The organism is Proteus sp. G2609, assembly GCF_963896135.1.
Classification (GTDB): domain Bacteria; phylum Pseudomonadota; class Gammaproteobacteria; order Enterobacterales; family Enterobacteriaceae; genus Proteus; species Proteus mirabilis.
Genome location: NZ_CAWQNB010000025.1, coordinates 157,414 through 177,236, shown reverse-complemented (window position 1 = coordinate 177,236; position 19,823 = coordinate 157,414). Strand labels below are relative to the sequence as shown.

The 19,823-nt window shown below is 40.5% G+C and carries 11 protein-coding genes and 3 tRNA genes; 6 read left to right on the top strand and 8 right to left on the bottom strand.

What is annotated here, in order from left to right; all coding sequences use genetic code 11:
* Positions 1 to 74: 74 nt before the first annotated feature.
* A complete protein-coding gene (gene csdA, locus AACV01_RS07320) occupies positions 75 to 1,289 on the top strand; it encodes a cysteine desulfurase CsdA (protein ID WP_046334729.1) in 1,215 nt (404 codons plus the stop codon).
* 2 nt (positions 1,290 to 1,291) lie between these two features.
* Complete coding sequence (csdE, locus tag AACV01_RS07315) at positions 1,292 to 1,735, top strand: cysteine desulfurase sulfur acceptor subunit CsdE (protein WP_074561627.1); 444 nt, start codon at positions 1,292 to 1,294, stop codon at positions 1,733 to 1,735.
* Positions 1,736 to 1,929: 194 nt separating this feature from the next.
* Here csdE and tcdA read toward each other — a convergent pair whose 3' ends face one another.
* Both tcdA and mltA read right to left on the bottom strand, forming a co-directional pair.
* Entirely contained in the window at positions 1,930 to 2,778 is an 849-nt protein-coding gene (gene tcdA, locus AACV01_RS07310; protein ID WP_004245501.1) for a tRNA cyclic N6-threonylcarbamoyladenosine(37) synthase TcdA, read from the bottom strand.
* 108 nt (positions 2,779 to 2,886) lie between these two features.
* Positions 2,887 to 3,981, bottom strand: coding sequence for a murein transglycosylase A (gene mltA, locus AACV01_RS07305; RefSeq protein WP_017628579.1), 1,095 nt, complete (start codon positions 3,979 to 3,981; stop codon positions 2,887 to 2,889).
* A 257-nt stretch (positions 3,982 to 4,238) separates the two neighbouring features.
* Here mltA and AACV01_RS07300 point away from each other — a divergent pair.
* The 3 genes from AACV01_RS07300 to AACV01_RS07290 all read left to right on the top strand — a co-directional run bounded on the left by AACV01_RS07300 (position 4,239) and on the right by AACV01_RS07290 (position 4,531).
* Positions 4,239 to 4,315: transfer RNA gene (locus AACV01_RS07300), tRNA-Met, on the top strand.
* Positions 4,316 to 4,356: 41 nt separating this feature from the next.
* Positions 4,357 to 4,433, top strand: a tRNA-Met gene (locus tag AACV01_RS07295).
* Between the two features lie 21 nt (positions 4,434 to 4,454).
* Positions 4,455 to 4,531, top strand: a tRNA-Met gene (locus tag AACV01_RS07290).
* 205 nt (positions 4,532 to 4,736) lie between these two features.
* On the opposite strand, the gene amiC is transcribed toward AACV01_RS07290, so the two are convergent.
* Entirely contained in the window at positions 4,737 to 5,999 is a 1,263-nt protein-coding gene (amiC, locus tag AACV01_RS07285) for an N-acetylmuramoyl-L-alanine amidase AmiC (protein WP_161682644.1), read from the bottom strand.
* Positions 6,000 to 6,243: 244 nt separating this feature from the next.
* Here amiC and argA point away from each other — a divergent pair, with 244 nt between their 5' ends.
* Positions 6,244 to 7,578, top strand: a complete 1,335-nt coding sequence (gene argA / locus AACV01_RS07280; protein WP_036895561.1) for an amino-acid N-acetyltransferase — start codon at positions 6,244 to 6,246, stop codon at positions 7,576 to 7,578.
* Positions 7,579 to 7,666: 88 nt separating this feature from the next.
* On the opposite strand, the gene recD is transcribed toward argA, so the two are convergent.
* From recD to AACV01_RS07255, 5 genes are read right to left on the bottom strand one after another with little or no spacing between them, the layout of a single operon-like run.
* Positions 7,667 to 9,583 (bottom strand): exodeoxyribonuclease V subunit alpha, encoded by a 1,917-nt coding sequence (gene recD / locus AACV01_RS07275; protein ID WP_046334727.1) that lies wholly within the window; start codon positions 9,581 to 9,583, stop codon positions 7,667 to 7,669.
* Positions 9,576 to 13,214, bottom strand: a complete 3,639-nt coding sequence (gene recB, locus AACV01_RS07270) for an exodeoxyribonuclease V subunit beta (RefSeq protein WP_161682642.1) — start codon at positions 13,212 to 13,214, stop codon at positions 9,576 to 9,578. Before recB ends, recD begins: the two co-directional genes overlap by 8 nt.
* Positions 13,211 to 16,099, bottom strand: a complete 2,889-nt coding sequence (ptrA, locus tag AACV01_RS07265; protein ID WP_041701258.1) for a pitrilysin — start codon at positions 16,097 to 16,099, stop codon at positions 13,211 to 13,213. Before ptrA ends, recB begins: the two co-directional genes overlap by 4 nt.
* A 15-nt stretch (positions 16,100 to 16,114) precedes the next feature.
* Positions 16,115 to 19,492: an exodeoxyribonuclease V subunit gamma gene (recC, locus tag AACV01_RS07260; protein WP_046334725.1), complete on the bottom strand. Its 3,378-nt coding sequence runs from the start codon at positions 19,490 to 19,492 to the stop codon at positions 16,115 to 16,117.
* A 15-nt stretch (positions 19,493 to 19,507) separates the two neighbouring features.
* A complete protein-coding gene (locus tag AACV01_RS07255; protein ID WP_161682640.1) occupies positions 19,508 to 19,792 on the bottom strand; it encodes a hypothetical protein in 285 nt (94 codons plus the stop codon).
* Positions 19,793 to 19,823: the final 31 nt, after the last annotated feature.

The window sequence follows — 19,823 nt, the reverse complement described above, 5'->3', positions numbered from 1 at the left end:
TAACCGTATAATCTCGCGGTTAGATTTTTACTTACTATAACGGCGTTTTCTAGACTGACTAACACAAGCTCATTATGAAACCATTTTCCCCTACTGTTTTTCGCCAACAATTTCCTGCTATTGAGGAAAATATTGTTTATCTTGATAGTGCGGCTACCGCGTTAAAACCTGTAGCTATGATTGAAGCTTCAGATGAATTTTATCGCCATAGCTCAGCGACGGTTCACCGTAGCCAATATCAACAAGCTAAAAAGATGACACAACACTTTGAGCAAGCACGTCAGCAAGTCGCTCAATTACTTAACGTCGCAGATAGCGATACTATTATTTGGACGCAAGGCACCACAGGCTCACTTAATCTTATTGCTCAAGGCTATTTCCGCCCACGATTACAAGCCGGTGATGAAATTATTGTTAGCGAACAAGAGCATCACGCCAATCTTATTCCTTGGTTAATGTTAGCAGAGCAGACTGGGGCAAAAATTATTCGTTGGCCGATTGAAGATAACTTTTTACCTTCAATCGCCACACTGGCGACATTACTTACGGCAAGGACAAGAGTAGTGGCAATAAGCCAAATGTCGAATATCACCGGTGCACAAATCGCCTTAGATAAAGTTTCTCAATGTGTACATCAATATGATGACTGTTTACTCGTGGTTGATGGTGCACAAGGCATAGCTCATCATGCAACGGATATCAGCGCCCTTGATATCGATTTTTATGCTTTCTCTGCCCATAAATTATATGGTCCCAATGGCCTTGGCGTATGTTATGGAAAGCGCGAACTTTTAGAAGTGATGTCTGCATGGCAAGGGGGCGGAAAAATGTTAACCACGGCAAACTTTAACGGTTTTGTACCCGCGGCTATTCCTCATCGCTTTGAAGCAGGCACCCCTAACATAGCTGCTGTAATTGCTTTTTCAGCAACATTAGATTGGTTACAAACGCAAGATATGGCGCAAGCCAATCAATACGCCTTAACTCTGGCAGATAAAGCACAGGCGCGTCTTGAACAATTAGAGGGGTTTATCAGTTACCGCGCGCCTCATTCACCGGTACTCGCTTTTAATTTTGAGGGTATTCATCACAGTGATTTAGCGGCCTTAATCGCGGAACAAGGTATTGCTTTACGCACAGGGCAACACTGCGCACAGCCTTTAATCGATGCTTTAACCATTTCTGGCTGTTTACGCGCTTCTTTTATGCCATATAATCAACTTTCTGATATTGATAGGTTAGTTGATGCGGTTAAATTCGCACTGTCCTTATTAAAAGATGAAGATTAAATATGAGTAATAATACACAACACCCTTTTGGTCATGACATTACCTTAGATGGATTATTTCAAGACTTCCAGAAATCCAAATCATGGGAAGATAAATATCGTCAATTGATCCAACTTTCAAGAAAATTACCCGCATTACCTGATGAATTAAAAACAACAGAAAACGAAATCAAAGGGTGCGAAAATAGAGTATGGCTAGGTGTTGAGTTAAACAATGACGGCAAATACCATATTTATGGTGATAGTGATGGGCGAATTGTAAAAGGCTTACTGGCGGTTATTTTAACAACAGTTGAGAATAAAACAGCACAAGAAATAGCCAATATCGATATATTAGCTATTTTTGAACAATTAGGATTGACTAATCAAATTAGCCAATCACGCACTGATGGTGTCAATGCCATTATTGCGCGATTAACGTCGCTCACACAGACATCTCAACCCTAACAAGTCAATGTGTACAGCTTGTTGTATGGTGGATCAATACGCTTAAATGCTCCAAAGTGCAACTAGGTGACTAGTGCGATTGAGCACCATCAACATCGCTACAACTTGAAGTATCACGAGTACTACTCTAAATAATTCAAGGTGTAGCTAGGCGACAAGTGAATGAGTCGCTAGGAGCATACATCAGTATGTGACTAGTGCGAATGAATGCGGTCAACAACGCTACAACTTGAAGTATGACGAGTACGTTGCGCCTTAGCTAACATCTTCTTTAATACATGAGAAACGGCAATAAAACCAAAGGAAGCAGTTACCATTGTCACCGCGCCAAAACCCGCTGAGCAGTCCATACGCTTGACACCATCGGCAGTACTTTTGGCCGCACACACCGTACCATCTCCTTGAGGGTAGACTAATTGCTCGGTTGAAAAAACACAATCTATGCCTAATTTACCTTTGCTATTTTTCACAACATTAAAATCAGATTTTAAACGCTCACGTAATTTAGCGGCTAATGGATCTTGAATGGTTTTCGCTAAATCGACGACTTGGATTTGAGTTGGATCAATCTGTCCGCCTGCGCCACCAGTGGTGATAACAGGAATTTTATAGCGACGACAGTAAGCTAATAATGCAGCCTTTGGTCTAACACTATCAATAGCATCAATCACATAATCAAATGAGTTTTGCATCATTTCTGCCACATTATCAACCGTAACAAAATCATCAATACAAGTAACTTTGCATTCAGGATTAATTTGCAAAATTCGCTGCTTCATCACTTCACATTTAGGCTGCCCGACATGCTCTTTTAGCGCATGAATTTGTCGATTGGTATTGGTGACACACACATCATCCATATCAATTAACGTAATAGCGCCGATCCCACTGCGAGCTAAGGCTTCTGCAGCCCAGCTACCAACGCCACCAATGCCGACAACACAAATATGTGCCTGAGAAAAATAATACAGCGCTTGTTGTCCATAAAGACGGCCAATACCAGAAAAGCGTTGCAGATAGGAGTCTGATAATGAATTTTGCATAATGCGATAACAACCTAGATAGCAGAAATAATCATGGCTATTGTTAATCAATAGCCATGGCGTTTGCTCATTTTACCGTTAATATGACAATATAAATAGTCAATCGTTTTACTGTATGGGGTTCAGTAAGGTGGGTTGCGATTTTTTTAATACCCATACACGTCCATAATGATTATAAAAACCCGCCATTTGTCCGGCTTCTTTACCAATACCATGATAAATATCGAAATGATGTCCTTTAATGGCTCCCCCCACATCCAAAGCAACCATTAAACGCATTTGGTATTGTCCAGTAAACTTACCGGTATTATCTAAAATAGGGATTTCCGCTAATAATACGGTTCCTGCGGGGATAATACTTCTATCAGAAGCCACTGACGCTTTAGCAATCAGCGGAATAGCACTTGCCCCTCTTACTGGCGTAAAAGGTTCAGGTTTAAAGAAAACGAAAGAGGGGTTTTGTTCTAATAATTTTCTGACTTCTTGTTCACTATGCTTATCGGCCCACTCTCTAATTGCCAACATTGACATCGCTTCTTTTTCAACTTCACCATTGTCAATCAGCACTTTGCCAATACTGCGGTAGGGATGACCATTTTTCCCAGCATAACCAAAGAAGGTTAAAGGTTTACCATCACCATAATCGACATAGCCACTGCCTTGCACTTCCATCATAAAGTTATCCATGATGGAATTACTATAAGCGGCAATTAAAGTAGGGCTTAAAGCACCGTTATAGATAGCCGCTCGTGAAGGCAATTTACCACGCACTTTGGCTGGCATACGGTAGAGCGGATATTTAAAGTCACCTTGTGGCGTTAAACGTGCTTCTAAAACAGGGGTATAATATCCGGTAAATTTTACATTCCCATAATTATCTTCCCCTTCCATTTGAAAGGCTGCGATATTAAATTGACGTAATTGACGCGTATCTGCCCCTGAGCGTAACCAATTTTCCACTGCTTGATAAGTATCTTGATTACTATTGTATAGACGTGAAGATGTTTGATTTATTTGGTTAACTTGTTCAAGGTAATCTGAGCCATTAATGGGCTTGCCTTGCGTATTTGGCGAGTTAACTTCAATAAGATCTTGCTTAAGCTTACCATCTTTATACTGTTGCCCCTGATCTGTTGGACGATGGCAGCCTGTTAAGGCAAGCGCTAATATCCCCAAAAGCAACGATTTTCGCCAAGTAACCATTTTTTACTTATATTCCTACTTTAAAAAGAGTTGATGACAAGAAAGATACCAAAGCCAAATCAAGAAAGATATCGATACAGAAGTGGTTGCGGTTTTTTTAATTATCGGCTTCACCATTTAGTGTGTTATCTAAAGTATAACTGTCTAAAATTACACCTCTGTGTATTATTTCTGACCGTTTTTAAAAGAAAATGGCAAAAATTACATAAAAAACTTGCAAGTTATCAGATCCTGAGTATAGTGCCCCTCTGTGGAGACGCGGGGTGGAGCAGCTTGGTAGCTCGTCGGGCTCATAACCCGAAGGTCGTTGGTTCAAATCCGGCCCCCGCAACCAATTCACAACATACGCAGTAAGTTAAAATTTATAGATTCAGTCGCGGGATGGAGCAGTCTGGTAGCTCGTCGGGCTCATAACCCGAAGGTCGTTGGTTCAAATCCGGCTCCCGCAACCAATTTCTATGAATGTTTTCGGACGCGGGGTGGAGCAGCATGGTAGCTCGTCGGGCTCATAACCCGAAGGTCGTTGGTTCAAATCCGGCCCCCGCAACCAATCCTTTCCCTAATTCTATTTTCTACAAATTCCCATTAAATACTCTCTTAATCCCTACTCTATTTACAATAACCGATATACTCCCTGTTACTCAGTTATGATTTAACTTATTGGATAAAAAATAATAAGTTGTTACCTCTAGTAGAAAATAACTATTTATTTCCCACTAGAAGTCTCAAAAATAAGTTGTAGTTGTATAGCGAGATCAGCCTCGATCAGCTAATGTCAGTTCACCACCATTAGCAAAATAGGCTTTAATACCTTTGAAAATAGATTCAGCAACTTGTTGCTGGAATTTGGCTGTTTTGAGCTTTCGCTCTTCTTCAATATTACTAATAAAAGCCGTCTCTACTAAAATAGAAGGGATCTCAGGGGCTTTTAAAACCGCAAATCCGGCTTGATCGACCTTATTTTTATGTAGCTTATTCACGCCACCTAATAATTTTAATACCTCACTACCAAATTTTAGGCTGTCATTAATTGTCGCGGTCTGTACTAAATCAAGCATTGCGTGATCAACATAGCGATCACCACTTCGACTCACCCCACCAATTAAATCCGCTTCATTTTGGGTTTGAGCTAGGTAACGTGCGGTATTACTTGTTGCGCCTGTTTTGGATAGCGCGAAAACAGAAGAGCCTCTAGCCGAGCGATTGGTAAATGCATCTGCATGAATAGAGACAAAGAGATCAGCCTGCATTTTCCGCGCTTTCGCTACTCGCACTTTTAAGGGGATAAACACATCCTCATTACGCGTCATATACGCTTTCATTTTGGCATCTTTATCAATCAAAGCTCTTAAGCGACGGGCAATTTGTAGTACAACGTCTTTCTCACGAGTTTTATATTTCCCCATCGCTCCCGGATCTTCACCACCATGACCGGGGTCAATCATGATAATAATCGGCCTATCTCGTCCTGCTCTTCCGGGCTTACGCGTATCCGTTTGTTCAGGCACAGCTTGTTGTAAATCCCCTTCGTTATATTCACGCAATAGCGCTAATAGCGGATCATCTTCACTTGTCGCCGCATGACTTGGATAGAAATCGAGCACTAAGCGATTTTTAAATTCAGCAACGGGTTTTAAAGTAAACATTTGTGGCTGAACGGGGGTTTTAATTTCAAACACTAAACGAACCGTAGTTGGGGCATTTTGACCGACACGAATAAGTTTTAAGTAAGGATCGTTTGTTTGCACTTGACTAGCCATACCTTTCAGAACGCTATTCAGTTGGATACCTTCAAGATCAACCACAATTCTATCTGGTGCTGATAACGCAAACTGGCGATATTTCAAGGGTCTACTTGATTCGATAGTCACACGTGTATAAGTCGATGCAGGCCATACCCTGACGGCAACCACTGATGATGTTGCCGCTAAGCCAACAGGACTAACACTTAATAACAATAACGCGCCAATTCCTTTAATAAGACGACGACGTGTTTGATTATGTTCTGAATGACTCATGAAAATATTCCAAAAAAAACGATTAACATCAAAAAGTGCTAAAACAGACGGTCAAAAAATATCTGAACGAAAAACTTTACCGAATCCACACTTCACTGTCACTTAAAAACAGCACAATTACACACTTTTATACAAATATTCTGCCTTCTGTTAAAACAGTAAGATCGGATTTTACTTGCCATTTCCGCTCAAAAAGAATAAAAATACATTAAATGCGAATAAAAATTCACTCGAGAGGGGCTTTATGAAAGAGCGTAGCACCGAATTGGTCGATGGTTTTCGACACTCGGTTCCGTATATCAATGCACATAGAGGTAAAACATTTGTCATTATGCTAGGGGGAGAAGCAATAGCCCATGAGAACTTTCCCTCTATCATTAACGATATTGGTTTATTGCATAGTTTAGGAATACGGTTAGTGGTGGTTTACGGCGCTAGACCACAAATCGACATGGCTCTTGAAGAGCAAAAAATTTCTCCGCTCTATCATAAACACACACGAATTACTGATAGTAAAACCCTTGAAGTAGTTAAACAATCTGCCGGTACCTTACAACTCGATATTACTGCTCGTTTATCAATGAGTTTAAGTAATACGCCCTTGCAAGGAGCGCATATTAATGTGGTTAGCGGTAATTTTGTCATTGCCCAACCTTTAGGTGTCGATGATGGGGTCGATTATTGCCATAGCGGTAAAATTCGCCGTATTGATGAAGAGGCCATTCATCGTCAGTTAGATAACAATGCCATTGTGTTAATTGGCCCTGTTGCCGTCTCTGTTACAGGGGAAAGTTTTAATTTAACCTCTGAAGAGGTCGCAACCCAGCTAGCTATCAAACTTAAAGCACAAAAGCTTATTGGCTTTTGCTCTTCGCAAGGGGTTGTAGATGCAAGTGGCCAGATTGTGTCTGAACTTTTACCTAATCAAGCAGAAGAACGAATTCAAGCATTACAAACTACAGGCGATTATCACTCAGGTACTGTACGTTTTTTACGAGGTGCGGTAACAGCCTGCCGTCGTGGTGTTGAGCGTAGCCATTTATTAAGCTATCAAGCGGATGGTGCCATTGTTCAAGAGTTATTTTCTCGTGACGGTATTGGTACGCAGATTGTGATGGAAAGTGCCGAGAAAGTCCGCCGCGCCAATATTAATGATATTGGTGGCATATTAGAGCTTATTCGTCCATTAGAGCAACAAGGCATTTTAGTACGCCGCTCAAGAGAGCAACTTGAGATGGAAATTGATCAATTCACTATTATTGAGCGCGATAATCTCACCATTGCTTGTGCCGCCCTCTATCCTTATCAGTCTGAAAAAATAGGAGAAATGGCATGTGTCGCCGTTCATCCTGACTATCGTAGCTCTTGTCGAGGTGAAGTGTTGTTACAACGCATATCAACCCAAGCTAAACAGATGGGGTTAGATAAATTATTTGTGCTCACGACTCGTAGTATTCATTGGTTCCAAGAAAAAGGCTTTACGCCTGCTGAAATCGATAAATTACCTATTGAAAAACAGGCTCTGTATAATTATCAGCGCCGCTCTAAGATCTTAATTTTAGATCTACATAAAGAGTAGTTTTATTAATAAAGTAAAAAAGACAGGCTCCCCCTCTCAAAGCCTGTCTTTTACTATTCACTATAATTATATTAAATTAAAAAATCACTCAGTAACGCAGTTTTTCAACTAATCCACTGCGGCGTTGAATACGTGTCTGGATCGCCATTTTCACCATATATTCAGAAGAATAAAGTGATAGCTTCTGCTTGGCTCGCGTTATCGCCGTATAGAGTAATTCTCGGCTAACAATAGGAGAAAATTGTGTCGGCAATACCAATGCCGTATGGGTAAATTCCGAACCTTGTGATTTATGCACTGTCATCACATAGGCAGTCTCATGTTGCGGTAAACGACTAGGTTGGATAGCTTTCAATGTGCCATCAGGCAACTGAAAGAAAGCTTTCATTTCCCCTTCATCGTTATTAAGCATAATGCCGATATCACCATTAAATAGCCCCAATGTGCTGTCATTACGCTGGATCATAATTGGTCGCCCAATATACTCCCGCTGATAACTATTTATAGGTCGTCGTATCAAGTGTTGGCGATGTAACAGCATCTCAATACGTTCATTTAGTCCTGTGACACCAAAAGGCCCTTCTCGCAAGGCGCACAATAAACGATATTGATTAAAGCTATGAAGAATAGTCTCTGGTGCTGCTTTTTGCGCGACTAACGATAGATAGTGATGATAAGCCTTAGCAACATCTTGAAGCATCTTCATATAGCTCTCATCGGTGTCTAATGAGATAAATTCGATGTCCTGCGGATCGGTATGTTTTTCTCGCTCAGTGCTCTCTTGTGTTACTGTCGCTTTTTTCAGTAACGTCATAGCACTCTTCACTTGTCCTTGATTAACCGCAAAAGCTAATTGACCAATACCTGAATGTGAGCCAAAACGATAACTTTTACGCAATAAACATAGTGAATCACTGACCACCGAAACTGGCGTAGTAGAAGTCGTCATAGAAGCGGGATCTTTCTGTAATTCACCTTGTGTTAAGCGATCAATCTGCTCAAAACGGCGTTGGCTAAACCCCTGATCCGCAAAACGACAAATATCCCCTAAAACGGCTCCTGCCTCTACCGAAGCGAGCTGATCTTTATCTCCCAGAAAAATAACATGGCAATGTTCCGGTAAAGCCTCAATTAAACGCGCCATCATCGGTAAATCCACCATAGAAGCTTCATCTATAACCAAGATATCAAGTTGTAGCGGATTATCGCGATGATAACGAACTTGCTGACTTTCCGGTTGGGCACCTAATAAGCGATGAATGGTTTGCGCTTGATCGGGCATCCATTTTAACTCTTCTTCACTTAGTGCCAATTGCGCTAATGCTTTACCTAATGATTCGGTCAATCTAGCTGCCGCTTTTCCCGTGGGTGCGGCTAGTTGAATAATGGGTTTTTCATTCGCCGTTAGCATGACAAAAGCAGCTAAAATCTTTGCTACTGTCGTGGTTTTTCCTGTCCCTGGGCCACCCGAAATAATCGAAATAGGGCTTGTAATAGCAACCGCTGCGGCGACTTTTTGCCAGTTAGTTTCAGCATGTGTTTTAACGCTTGGGAAAAGTTGATTTAATACGTTTGTTAATTGATTTTCATCGATATCAACCGCCTGTTGCTCTTGGCGAAAAAATTGCGCAACTTGCTCTTCATAACGCCACATTCTTTGTAGATAAAGTAATCCGTTATCAAGAATAATAGGTGAAGGTAGATCACTATGGCCCTGATTAACACACTCGCTCTGATTAAGCTCTGCCAGTATTTCTTTCGCTGATGGTTGCGCCATTTCCTGCCAAATGGCTTGTGAAAGCTCGGTGTGTCGTCCATCAAACAATTTATCTTGTTGTATGATATTTAACGGTAAGCAAACATGACCCGCCCCTGTTTGAGCACTGAGATAGGCAAAAATAAACAGTAGGATAGGATTTTCATCTGCCACCAGCATTTGAGCAAAACGTAAATCTAATGGGCGCAATAGGTTTTGTTCAATTGCTTGTTCTAATAATTTAATCATTTGAATTGTTCTCACCCAGCGTGTTCACTTTACTGCCGTTAACCTCAAGCGCTTCCCCTTTAAATAGCGCATCTAATGCCTCTACAAACTTTTCTTCAGGGAAATAGGTATAGACGCCATTGCCCGGGTAGTCAGCATCAATACCACGTAAGAAGAGATAGCAGATCCCACCAAAATGACGTTGGTAATCATAATCAGGTAAGCGTTGTTGTAAAAATCGATGTAGCGCTAAAGTATAGAGTTGATACTGTAAATCATAACGATGATCGCGCATTGCATTGCTCATCGCCTCTTGCGTGTAATCCTCACTCGATTCACCAAGCCAGTTAGATTTATAGTCAACCACATAATACTTGCCCTCCCAACAAAATACTAAGTCAATAAAACCTTTTAGCATGCCTTGCACTTGCTGAAAATTGAGGGCTGGACATTGCGCAGATAAAGGATCGTATTGACGGGTTAATGCTGTTAACTGTGCCGCCGACATCTCCTTTTCAATAGGCAGATAGAATTGTAGCTCATCGAGTTGATGCTCCTTGGGAATATCAGCTAAACATAAGCCTTGCGCATTTAATGGGGTGTGAAAAAGGGTTTCCATCCAAGCCACCAACAATGGCGTCCATTTTTCCTCAAAACCTTGGGCAATAAGTTGCTCTTGCATCCAACTTTCATCAATAGGCTGTGAAAAATCAAGCTCTTCAAGCAAACTATGTAAAAATGTCCCCGCGACTGCACCACGAGGGAAGTGATGAATAGAGAGTTCATCGCTGTGTTGCGCTGTTTTCTCACCTTTAGCATCGGTATCTAAGCCCGGTGCGATAGATTGTACCAAGGCATCCAAATCAGCACTATCAAATAGATATCCACGAGCAGAGTGTTGTGCCGTTAATCCCGAATAACTGGTGATACGCCAATTATCATTAATTTTTCGCTTAAATATGGCGGCATCTAAAGCAATATCCGTTGTATGTGGAGATTGATATCGATGCGTTGAGGTATCACCTAACGTGATCACTTTTATATTGTCATCAAGCAATTGATTAATGGATTGATGTAATAGCTCACTATTACCCTCTTCCCCATGCTGCAACAGATATCCCAGCGCATTTTTATGCAAATCAGTTAATCCTGATTTACGTTTATTTCCTTTAACCAAAGGCGCAACACCAACATAACAACAAAATTTCGCCCGAGTTAATGCCACATACAACAAGCGTAAATCCTCTGCCAATCGCTCTTCATCAGCAAGACGCACGCTATCAGGTTGATTAAAAATATCTAATTTTGCGTAAAATTCATCTCTATCATGATAAAGCGCGCCCTTTTGTTCTTGATAATTACAGGCAAAAGGTAGACAAACAATGGGATATTCCAATCCTTTAGATTTGTGAATGGTACAAATTTGCACTAGATTTTTATCACTTTCCAAACGCATTTGCTGACTTTCCGCTTGTGCATCTGGTCGAGAAATTTGCTGGGCTAACCAACGAATAAGGGCGTGCTCGCTATCAAGCTGTAATGATGTTTCTTGTAGCAACTCGCCAATATGCATGATATCGGTTAAACGTCGTTCTCCTGCTTGGCTTGCGAGTAAGTTCTCAGCGATTTGGTTTTCTATCATGACTTTACGTAGCATAGGTAACACACCACGTTTTTGCCACAAGACAAAATAATCAGCGAATTGCTCCACATAGCGGTTCCAACGCTGTTCATCTTGATTAAGTTCGTCAATTTGTTGTGCGTTAAATCCAAACAGTGCACTGGCAAGAGAAGCTCTTAACACCCGTTCTTTTTCAGGGGTTACCACTGCTTGTAGTAACCAAAGTAGATCTTTGGCTTCATTGGTTTCAAACACACTTTCTCTATTGGATAAAAATACTGATTGGATAGATAACAGATCTAATGCATCTCTGATCAATAATGCTTCTCGGCGACTACGCACTAGCACCACAATATCGGCAGATGTAACAGCGCTTTTATTGTCTTGTTCGATTAACCAAGCTTGTTGATTGTCACCGGCTGATAACCAGTCACGAATTTGCATCGCACATTGCGAGGCCATTAATTGTTCATAATTACCAGTTGAAAGGCTTTCACCTTCAGCTAACCAAAAATTTAATGGGGCAACTGTTTTTTGCTGGTAAATAAACTTCATATGCTGATTTTTTTCAGCCGAATTGACCTCAATAAAAGGAATATGATCAAACAAAAAAGGGGTTTTAGAACGTAAAAACAGTTTATTAACTGCACTTACCATACCCGGAGCCGAGCGCCAGTTAGTATTCAATGTATAGTGGTGATCGGTTTGTTGCCGTGCCCGAATATAGGTAAAGATATCTGCACCACGAAATGCGTAAATGGCTTGTTTGGGATCACCAATAAATAGCAAACCACTCTCTGTATGCTCACCATAGATAGTATCAAAAATACGATACTGCTGAGGATCGGTATCCTGAAATTCGTCAATCATCGCGACGGGATAACGTTGGCGAATAGCATCTGCTAATGCTTCGCCTCCTTCTCGTTGCAATGCCTTATCGAGACGCGTTAACAGATCATCAAATCCCAACTCACCACGACGCATTTTTTCATTTTCTATCCCTTGGCGTATTTCAGGAATGGCATTGGCAATGATCACATCACGTAACGTTAAACTTTGTTGGCAAAGTAGTTCGATTTCCGCAAATAAAGCGTGCTCAGGCGCAGCACCCTTTGTAGTTTTTTCATGTAGGGTTGCTTGCGAAAAACGACTTAAACAGTCAGGTAACTGATAACTTTTGGTTTCGAGTGGAGTGGCCCATGCGGTGATTTCATCGATCCATTTAGGTAAGAAACGACTACTGTAACTGCGTTTATCAACACCAGATGAAGTTATCCAATCTGCAATTTCATTGCAATGATGACGCCATAGTGCTTTAACTTTATCAATGGCCTCAATGACTGCTTGATGACGCTGTTCAACAGTCTCTTTTTTAGCGTCGAAATCAATACCTTGAATTTCGGGGCATTCACCTTGTAAATAGGGTTGAATTTCATACAGCAGTTGCTCAGGGCCAGACCAAATTTCGCTTACCGCATAGGCAACATCATAAGAAAGGGGATAACAGTGCCTGCGCCAAAAATCAGCGCAGACACGTTTTTTTAACTCATATTCATCTTGGATCAACACCTGTTCAAACAATACACCAGATTCAAAGGCGTTAGTGGCTAACATGCGCTGACAAAAACCATGAATAGTATAAATGGCGGCTTCATCCATTTGACGCTCAGCTTCTAGTAGCCATTGCGCCGCCACCATTTTATTCGGGATTTGATCTAATAATATTTGGTAAGCGTTATTGTCATTTTCTACTTGATGACGGATACAGGCTAGCCTTAACTGATGAATATTTTGACGAATACGGGCGCGTAATTCATCCGTTGCCGCTTCGGTAAAAGTAACGACTAAGATCTCTTCAACACTTAAGGGACGATGAAATGCTGACTCACCCCCTAATCCAAGCAGTAATCGTAAATACAATAACCCTATAGTGTACGTTTTCCCTGTTCCCGCAGACGCCTCAATGAGGCGTCTTTGATACAAAGGAAGTGTATAGGGATCTAATACCTGTGCCTGTATCACTTCACTCACTCTTTAATTTCCTCAACAGGTAATGTTTTTTGTAATTCACTCACGGTTGAATAGATTTTCCACTGTTTATTTTGCGCATAATCAGCGTTGTTACCCTCTTTCCCGATTATTTGTGAAACAAACACGAGTCCTGTCGGTTTAATTATCGCTTTTTCATAAAATTCGATTGCTTGTTTTAGCGTTACCTTATTCAGTTGGGCTAAAAACTTCTCACGACCATCATATTTTAAGTTATTACGATAGAAATCATTACGATAAAGAGAAACCTCTTCATAAAATGTTTGCGGTGGTTGTTTTACTTCATCAATAATGGCTTTTTTATATTGATTAAATTCAGCTTCACTTAGCTTTTTCAAGCGATCATAAGCTTGTTGATAAAATGCATGATAACGCTCATTGAGATAAACAGGTGGTTTAGCATTACTTTGCAGTAAAAAGCCTAAACCGGACTGCTCACCCATTGAAGCTTGGAAAGCAAAGACCGCATAACCTAATTGCTCTTCTGTTCTGAGTTGTTCAAAGAACCAAGGATGCACGATAGAGGATAATACTGATGTAATCGCTTTTCCTTGTAGACGCTCATAGCCAACAGGAATAAACAGTTCACCTAGCGCATTATCGGTGCTTTTAGATTTATTTTGGAATGTAACTTGATTTAATTTATCAAAAACTAATGTGTCGCCAATCCAATATTCTGTTCCTTTATTGCCTAATAATGCCTGTGCCGATTTAACTATCTCACGGCTCTGCTCTGGCGTTAAATTACCGATAATTAATGCTTGAAGCGCTGCATTTTCAATGACATCACGACGATTATCTTTAATATCTTGTAACGTTATCGACTCTAACGCCTTAAGTTTATCGGCTTCTTCATAATAAGGGATCGTATTTAGGCGACGGGCAGGTAACATTGCAGCATCATACGCTTTAAGGTTATGCGTCACTTCCAGTTGTTCACGATACCAAGATTTAGCTTGATCAAGCTCTTGCTGAGTAGCTTCAAACGTTATATAGCTTTTTAGTGTGGCATTCACTAGCTCTGGTAAATGTTGAGTATAACCATTGACTGAGAAATCGACTCCACGCCCAGAAGAAGAGGAGATATTCATGCCGGCAACAGAAGCTTGATAAGCCAGTTCACTAGACGTTAGATCAGCAAGGTAATTGGTCAATGTTTGTATAACTTGCTGTTTAACTGTGCGATCTGCATTTTTATTCACTAAACTTAACGTCACACTGGCTTTCGGCTCATCAGAAAAATAGTGCGATGGCATATAGAATAACCGAGCATGACTGTCTTGCCATAATAATTGAGGCTTAGTGATGTTACTATCAGCATCAATAAGTGACAGATTATCAGGAATATAAGGGTTTAGTGTCGGTAATGACAATGAGATATCGCTGGCTAATTCCTGCCATGAAGCTAATTGCTTCGCAGTAATTTTATCCACTTGATAAGGTGCATGAACAAAATAGGCTTGCTTATTTGAAGGCTCATTAGGGCTAATCACCCAAATACGCGCATTTTCTGGTGTAAGCGATTCTAGACGAGAAAGGATCGCGGAAGGTTGATAGTCATCGGCAATAAAATCCGCATTAAGAATATTTTTAATCGGATAGCGCAGCATCATATCGGAGATATCTTCAATATAGTTCATATCTCTAACAATAGAGCCATAGCGGAATGAGAGGTCAAGCACATTGGCTATTTCTTTAAAATAGCGCTCACTGACCCCTTTATTTTGGATCAGTTGAATATAAGAAAATATCGCTGAAATAACTTTATCTTTCTCAGCAAGGCCTTTGTCTGTTAAAGAAACATAAATGGTAAATGAACCTTGGTTACGATCGATATAGGATTCAGATGAAGCACTAATATTCTCTGCTAATCCTTGCTCTTGTAGCCAAGTTGCTAGTGTACCCGTGCTACGATTGCTAATAAGGTAGCCAATATATTCATCTGATTTACTGCGAAAATCGGCAAGATTATTATCAATACCAAATTCGATTTGTAAGGTTTTTTGTGGCTGAGCTGGGACTAAGTGGATCATTATCCCTTTTTCTTTTTCTGTCATCGCTGGCACCGTCGTTACTGGTGCTTGGGTGTTTTTATTAGGAATACGGGAAAAAGTATCAGCCGCTAATTTAGCGAGTTCGTCCAGTGATTTATTACTATAAATCACCCCATTCATTAAGTTACCAGAATAGTATGTTTGATAGAATTTCACTAATTCATCTTGTAATTTACTCTCTGGCTTATCACTTAATGTTTCTAAGTTTCCTCCCATAAAGCGAGAGCTTGGATGAGCCGGATTCAAAGTTTCGGCTCTCACTTGCCAAAAACGCATTCCATCGCGGGAGCGAGCCATGGTTAATTCCGCATTAACCGCATTACGTTCACGATCGGCATATTTAGGATCAAGTAATGGCTCCGCTAATGCATCTGCCAAGCGATCGACTGCTTCATTAATGGCGCTATTTTCAACTTCTAAATAAAATGCGGTGCGGTAAGTGGTTGTGCTGGCGTTATGAGAGCCACCATTTTTATTTAAAAACTCTGTCAGATCCCCTGATTTTGGGTATTTGGTCGAGCCCATTAACACCATATGTTCTAAATAGTGGGCAAGACCTTGTTGGCTATCTGGATCTTCTAATGCACCGACAGGCAGAGCAACGGCTGTTAATGATTTGACCGCTTTTTTATCAGAAACCAGTAATACGGTCATATCATTAGCTAATTTAATAGCCTGATAATCACGTGGATCACTTTCACTTTTTTCAATGCTATCCGGCAATACTTGCCAAAGTGGATCTGTTGCGAAGCTGTTGATACTGACTAGCATCAATAGCAACATAATCCAAAGTTGCGATAAGTATTTTCTCATCTGATATGAGCTCCCTTATTTTTTTATAAATGGAATGATTGGCTTAAATATGGCTAACGTGGTCTGTTTTACTGCCTCAAGAAAAGGTGCATCAAGCTGATGAAATACACGTTGAATATAGATATCATTCATTTCACCTTCTCGGTTATAGCTATCGGTTAAATATTGCGTTAATACCAATTCTGCCTTGTTTTGTATCTCTTCATCATCAAATAAAAACGTCTGTGTTTTTTTATCGAAGCAAGCTTGTAACCAAGCCCAACCACTGTTGGCGAATAAGGCTAAAGGTGTATTCATACCTGTTTGATAATCTTGGATCAATCTTTCAAGGGTTGAATACGCAATATCCGCAGACACCGGTGATAGACACCATTGCGACTCTTTTCTACCATAAAAACGGCTTTCGCCAGTTCCACCACTTAAGCAGTACACGAGATGTTCTATCCATAATTGCAGTAGATCATTAGCTGTTAATGTGGCAGGTCGCCAACGGAGTAACCCATCGGCTTGTACTTCATTTAAACGACCAATTAATGGGATCGTATTAAATTGGTATTCTATTGTGACAGAATGGGTTGCTAAACGTTCACTTCTGACTTTTTCGGCTAAAGGTTGCAACGTTTCTATTTGTTGCTCCCAATAAATTTGACCAAACGCACTAGCTGGTAATTTTCCAGCAGCTTTAATGCGTTCATAAAGTGCTTCTGTTGATGTCCCTTCGATTAAGGCTTTTAATAACCATTGGTTTAATAGATAACGTTGTAATGCATTAATGACAAAAGGCTCTTCTTCCGGTAGCTCGGTCTCTTCAATAACAAAATTCGTTTTTAGACTTTGCTGGAAAAAAGCGCGTACGGGATGGCGATAAAAGCGTGATAGTTCATCTAAAGAGACTTTCTCAATTTTTTTATTTAATGGCGTTGAAAATGCTTGGTGAGCAGTCCCTTTCCCACTTGCTGCCGGTAACCATTCAGCGGCATAAGAGCGATATAGCGCATCCGTTTTAAAGTTTTCTGGCGCAAAAGGCACTCGACTATGTTGGGTTAATAAGTGGCTGATGATACGCTGCGCACTGTCATCAACATTTAATGATGCATCTTCCCTTAAACGGAAATTTTGACCAATATAATCTTGTAACTCTTTAATCAATACCGAAGGATTACATTCGCGATCGTCACGAATAGATTTACCAATATAACTGATATAAAGGTATTTTTCTGCTGAGCTTAATGCTTCTAAAAACAGGTAGCGATCATCATCACGGCGTTTTCTATCACCTCGACGACGTTTTTCTGCCATTAAATCAAATCCTAATGGCTGAATATTACGTGGGTAGACCCCATCATTCATTCCCAATAAACAGACTGCTTTAAATGGAATTGAACGCATTGGCATTAAGGTGCAAAAATTAAGGCTTCCGGCTAAAAAGCGTTGGCTAATTTTCTCATCATCAAAACGCACTGTAAGTTCATCGCGGATCAACACTAATGGAATTTCATGTTGATAGTGCGCCTCTAGACCATTTTTTATCACCTTTTGCCACTGTTGCGTGATAAGCGCCAATACCAGCTCTGTCTCTTCATCTGTGTCAAAAAAGGCATCAACAAGCTGTTGACCGATATCAAGCCACTCTTCTAAGTTGCGAGTTTCGCTTAATCGTGTTCGCCATTCACTTAAGGTATATAAAAAATCTGCTAGATGCCCTGCTAACTCAGCGACTAGGCCACTTGATTCATCGTAAGGCAGTACCCCTTGCCACGGCCCTGCCTCACTGTCCATCGCATAACCAAGAAGCATCCTTAATAACCCAAACTCCCACGTATTTTTTCCTGTCACAGGTAATAAAAAGGAGGCCACATTTTCATCATCTAATCCCCAACGTATACCTGACTCTTCAACCCAGCGCCGTAGTAGCTTCAACTCATTTTCAAAAATGGCAAAATGCGCAGCTAAGGCGGGTACTTCAAGTAATGCAAGCACTTGCTCTGCGGTAAAACGGCTTTGAGGTAATTCTAATAAAGTGATAAAAGCTTGTAAGACAGGATGTACTTGGCGAGCTTTTCGGTCTGAAATGGCAAAAGGAATATAACGCTCTGCGGGCGCATTACCAAATACGGCTTGAATATAAGGCGTATAGCTATCAATATCCGCCACCATAACAATAATATCTCGCGGTAATAAATCAGCATCTTGCTCGAGGAGATGCAGTAATTGGTCTTGTAATACCTCGACTTCCCGTTGTGGGCTATGGCTAGCATGAAAGGTCAAAGAACGATCATCATTGGCAATGATCCGCTTTTTTTCACTACGTTGGTAATCCTCAAGCGTCTGACCTATTTGTGAAAAATCCTCTAAATCGAGTATATCGGCCTGAAGTTGATGCAGTAAATTATCTCTTGGTATATCAACAAAAGCATCTAACACATCGCTATATTCAAGCTCAGAAAGAAAATAGAGATTATCTTTACCTAACTTTCCCCAAGACGCTAATAGTGGATTGCCGACATTTTGCTCCCCTTCTTCATTAAATAGTGTCGATGCATTTTGTTCATCTTTAAACCAAGGTAGTTCATGAAGTTGCTGATAATGTCGAGGCTTTCTACTATTTAGACGAGCGAGGAATTTTGGATCTTGAATATCTCCCCAGTAATAGCGGCAAGGATTAGTAAACAATAAATAGATTTCGGTATGTCTGCCGATTGCTTGCAGTGCTTGCAAATAGACTTGTGGCAATGCTGAAATACCACAAATAAAAATACGTGATGGAAAACAGTGCGCTAGCGCCCCTACAGGCGCATCATTCAAAGTAGAAATAAATTGTTGATAAAGATTAGCACGATGCCATTTGGGTTGCGCAAGATCTTCTGTATAGCGTTGCAGTGCCAACCACAGTGTTTTTTGCCAGTATTGATTGTCACTCAAGCCATCAATTAGTTGATCATTTTCCCATGCCGACAACCAATCGGGACGATAAACCAGATATTGGTCAAAGAGATCCGCCACACGCCCCGCTAGTTGATGTAATTTACGTTTGTCTTCATCATCTTTAAGATAATGTAGCAAGGGTTTAAATGCCGGATCATCAAGGTAATTAGGCAATAATGCCATTAGTTTCCATGTCATGGCATCTTTAGAAAACGCACTTTCTTTAGGTATACCTGATAATACCCGAGTAAACATTTCCCAAATAAAAGTAGCGGGTAATGGATAACGGATATTAGCAGCAATACCCAAACTTTCTGCTAATTGGATTTGTAACCACTGCGACATTCCGGGACTTTGCACTAAAATCACTTCTTGCTCAAAAGGCGATGATAGTGGCCGATTTTGCATAAAATGTACCATCAGTGATTTAAGTAGTGATAATTGATTTGAATGGTAAATATGGAACATCAGATCCTCATTTTATTAATCACATGACCAATGGTATAAGCGTGTCACATAACCTGAATGGTGGGTTATCGATCCCTCTATTTTTTGACAGCCTTCCGCTTCAATAAGTGATTGTGTCATTATTTTAAGGTTATCAACAGAGTTGAATGACATTTGCCCATAAAAAGCAAAAAGAGACGCTCCGGCTTGTTGGATAGCCACTAAGCGCTGAAAATCAACTTTTAAGGCTTGGCTATACCATATAATAGCGACAAAGCTAATATTAAAGAATAGCAATACTGACATCATATTAATTAGCATACTATCTTCTTTTCTTTCATGATTAATTAAG

Coding starts and splice junctions, on each gene's coding strand:
- csdA (WP_046334729.1), top strand. CDS start 75: ATGAAACCATTTTCCCCTACTGTTTTTCGCCAACAATTTCCTGCTATT.
- csdE (WP_074561627.1), top strand. CDS start 1,292: ATGAGTAATAATACACAACACCCTTTTGGTCATGACATTACCTTAGAT.
- tcdA (WP_004245501.1), bottom strand. CDS start 2,778: ATGCAAAATTCATTATCAGACTCCTATCTGCAACGCTTTTCTGGTATT.
- mltA (WP_017628579.1), bottom strand. CDS start 3,981: ATGGTTACTTGGCGAAAATCGTTGCTTTTGGGGATATTAGCGCTTGCC.
- amiC (WP_161682644.1), bottom strand. CDS start 5,999: ATGAGTCATTCAGAACATAATCAAACACGTCGTCGTCTTATTAAAGGA.
- argA (WP_036895561.1), top strand. CDS start 6,244: ATGAAAGAGCGTAGCACCGAATTGGTCGATGGTTTTCGACACTCGGTT.
- recD (WP_046334727.1), bottom strand. CDS start 9,583: ATGATTAAATTATTAGAACAAGCAATTGAACAAAACCTATTGCGCCCA.
- ptrA (WP_041701258.1), bottom strand. CDS start 16,099: ATGAGAAAATACTTATCGCAACTTTGGATTATGTTGCTATTGATGCTA.
- recC (WP_046334725.1), bottom strand. CDS start 19,492: ATGTTCCATATTTACCATTCAAATCAATTATCACTACTTAAATCACTG.
- AACV01_RS07255 (WP_161682640.1), bottom strand. CDS start 19,792: ATGCTAATTAATATGATGTCAGTATTGCTATTCTTTAATATTAGCTTT.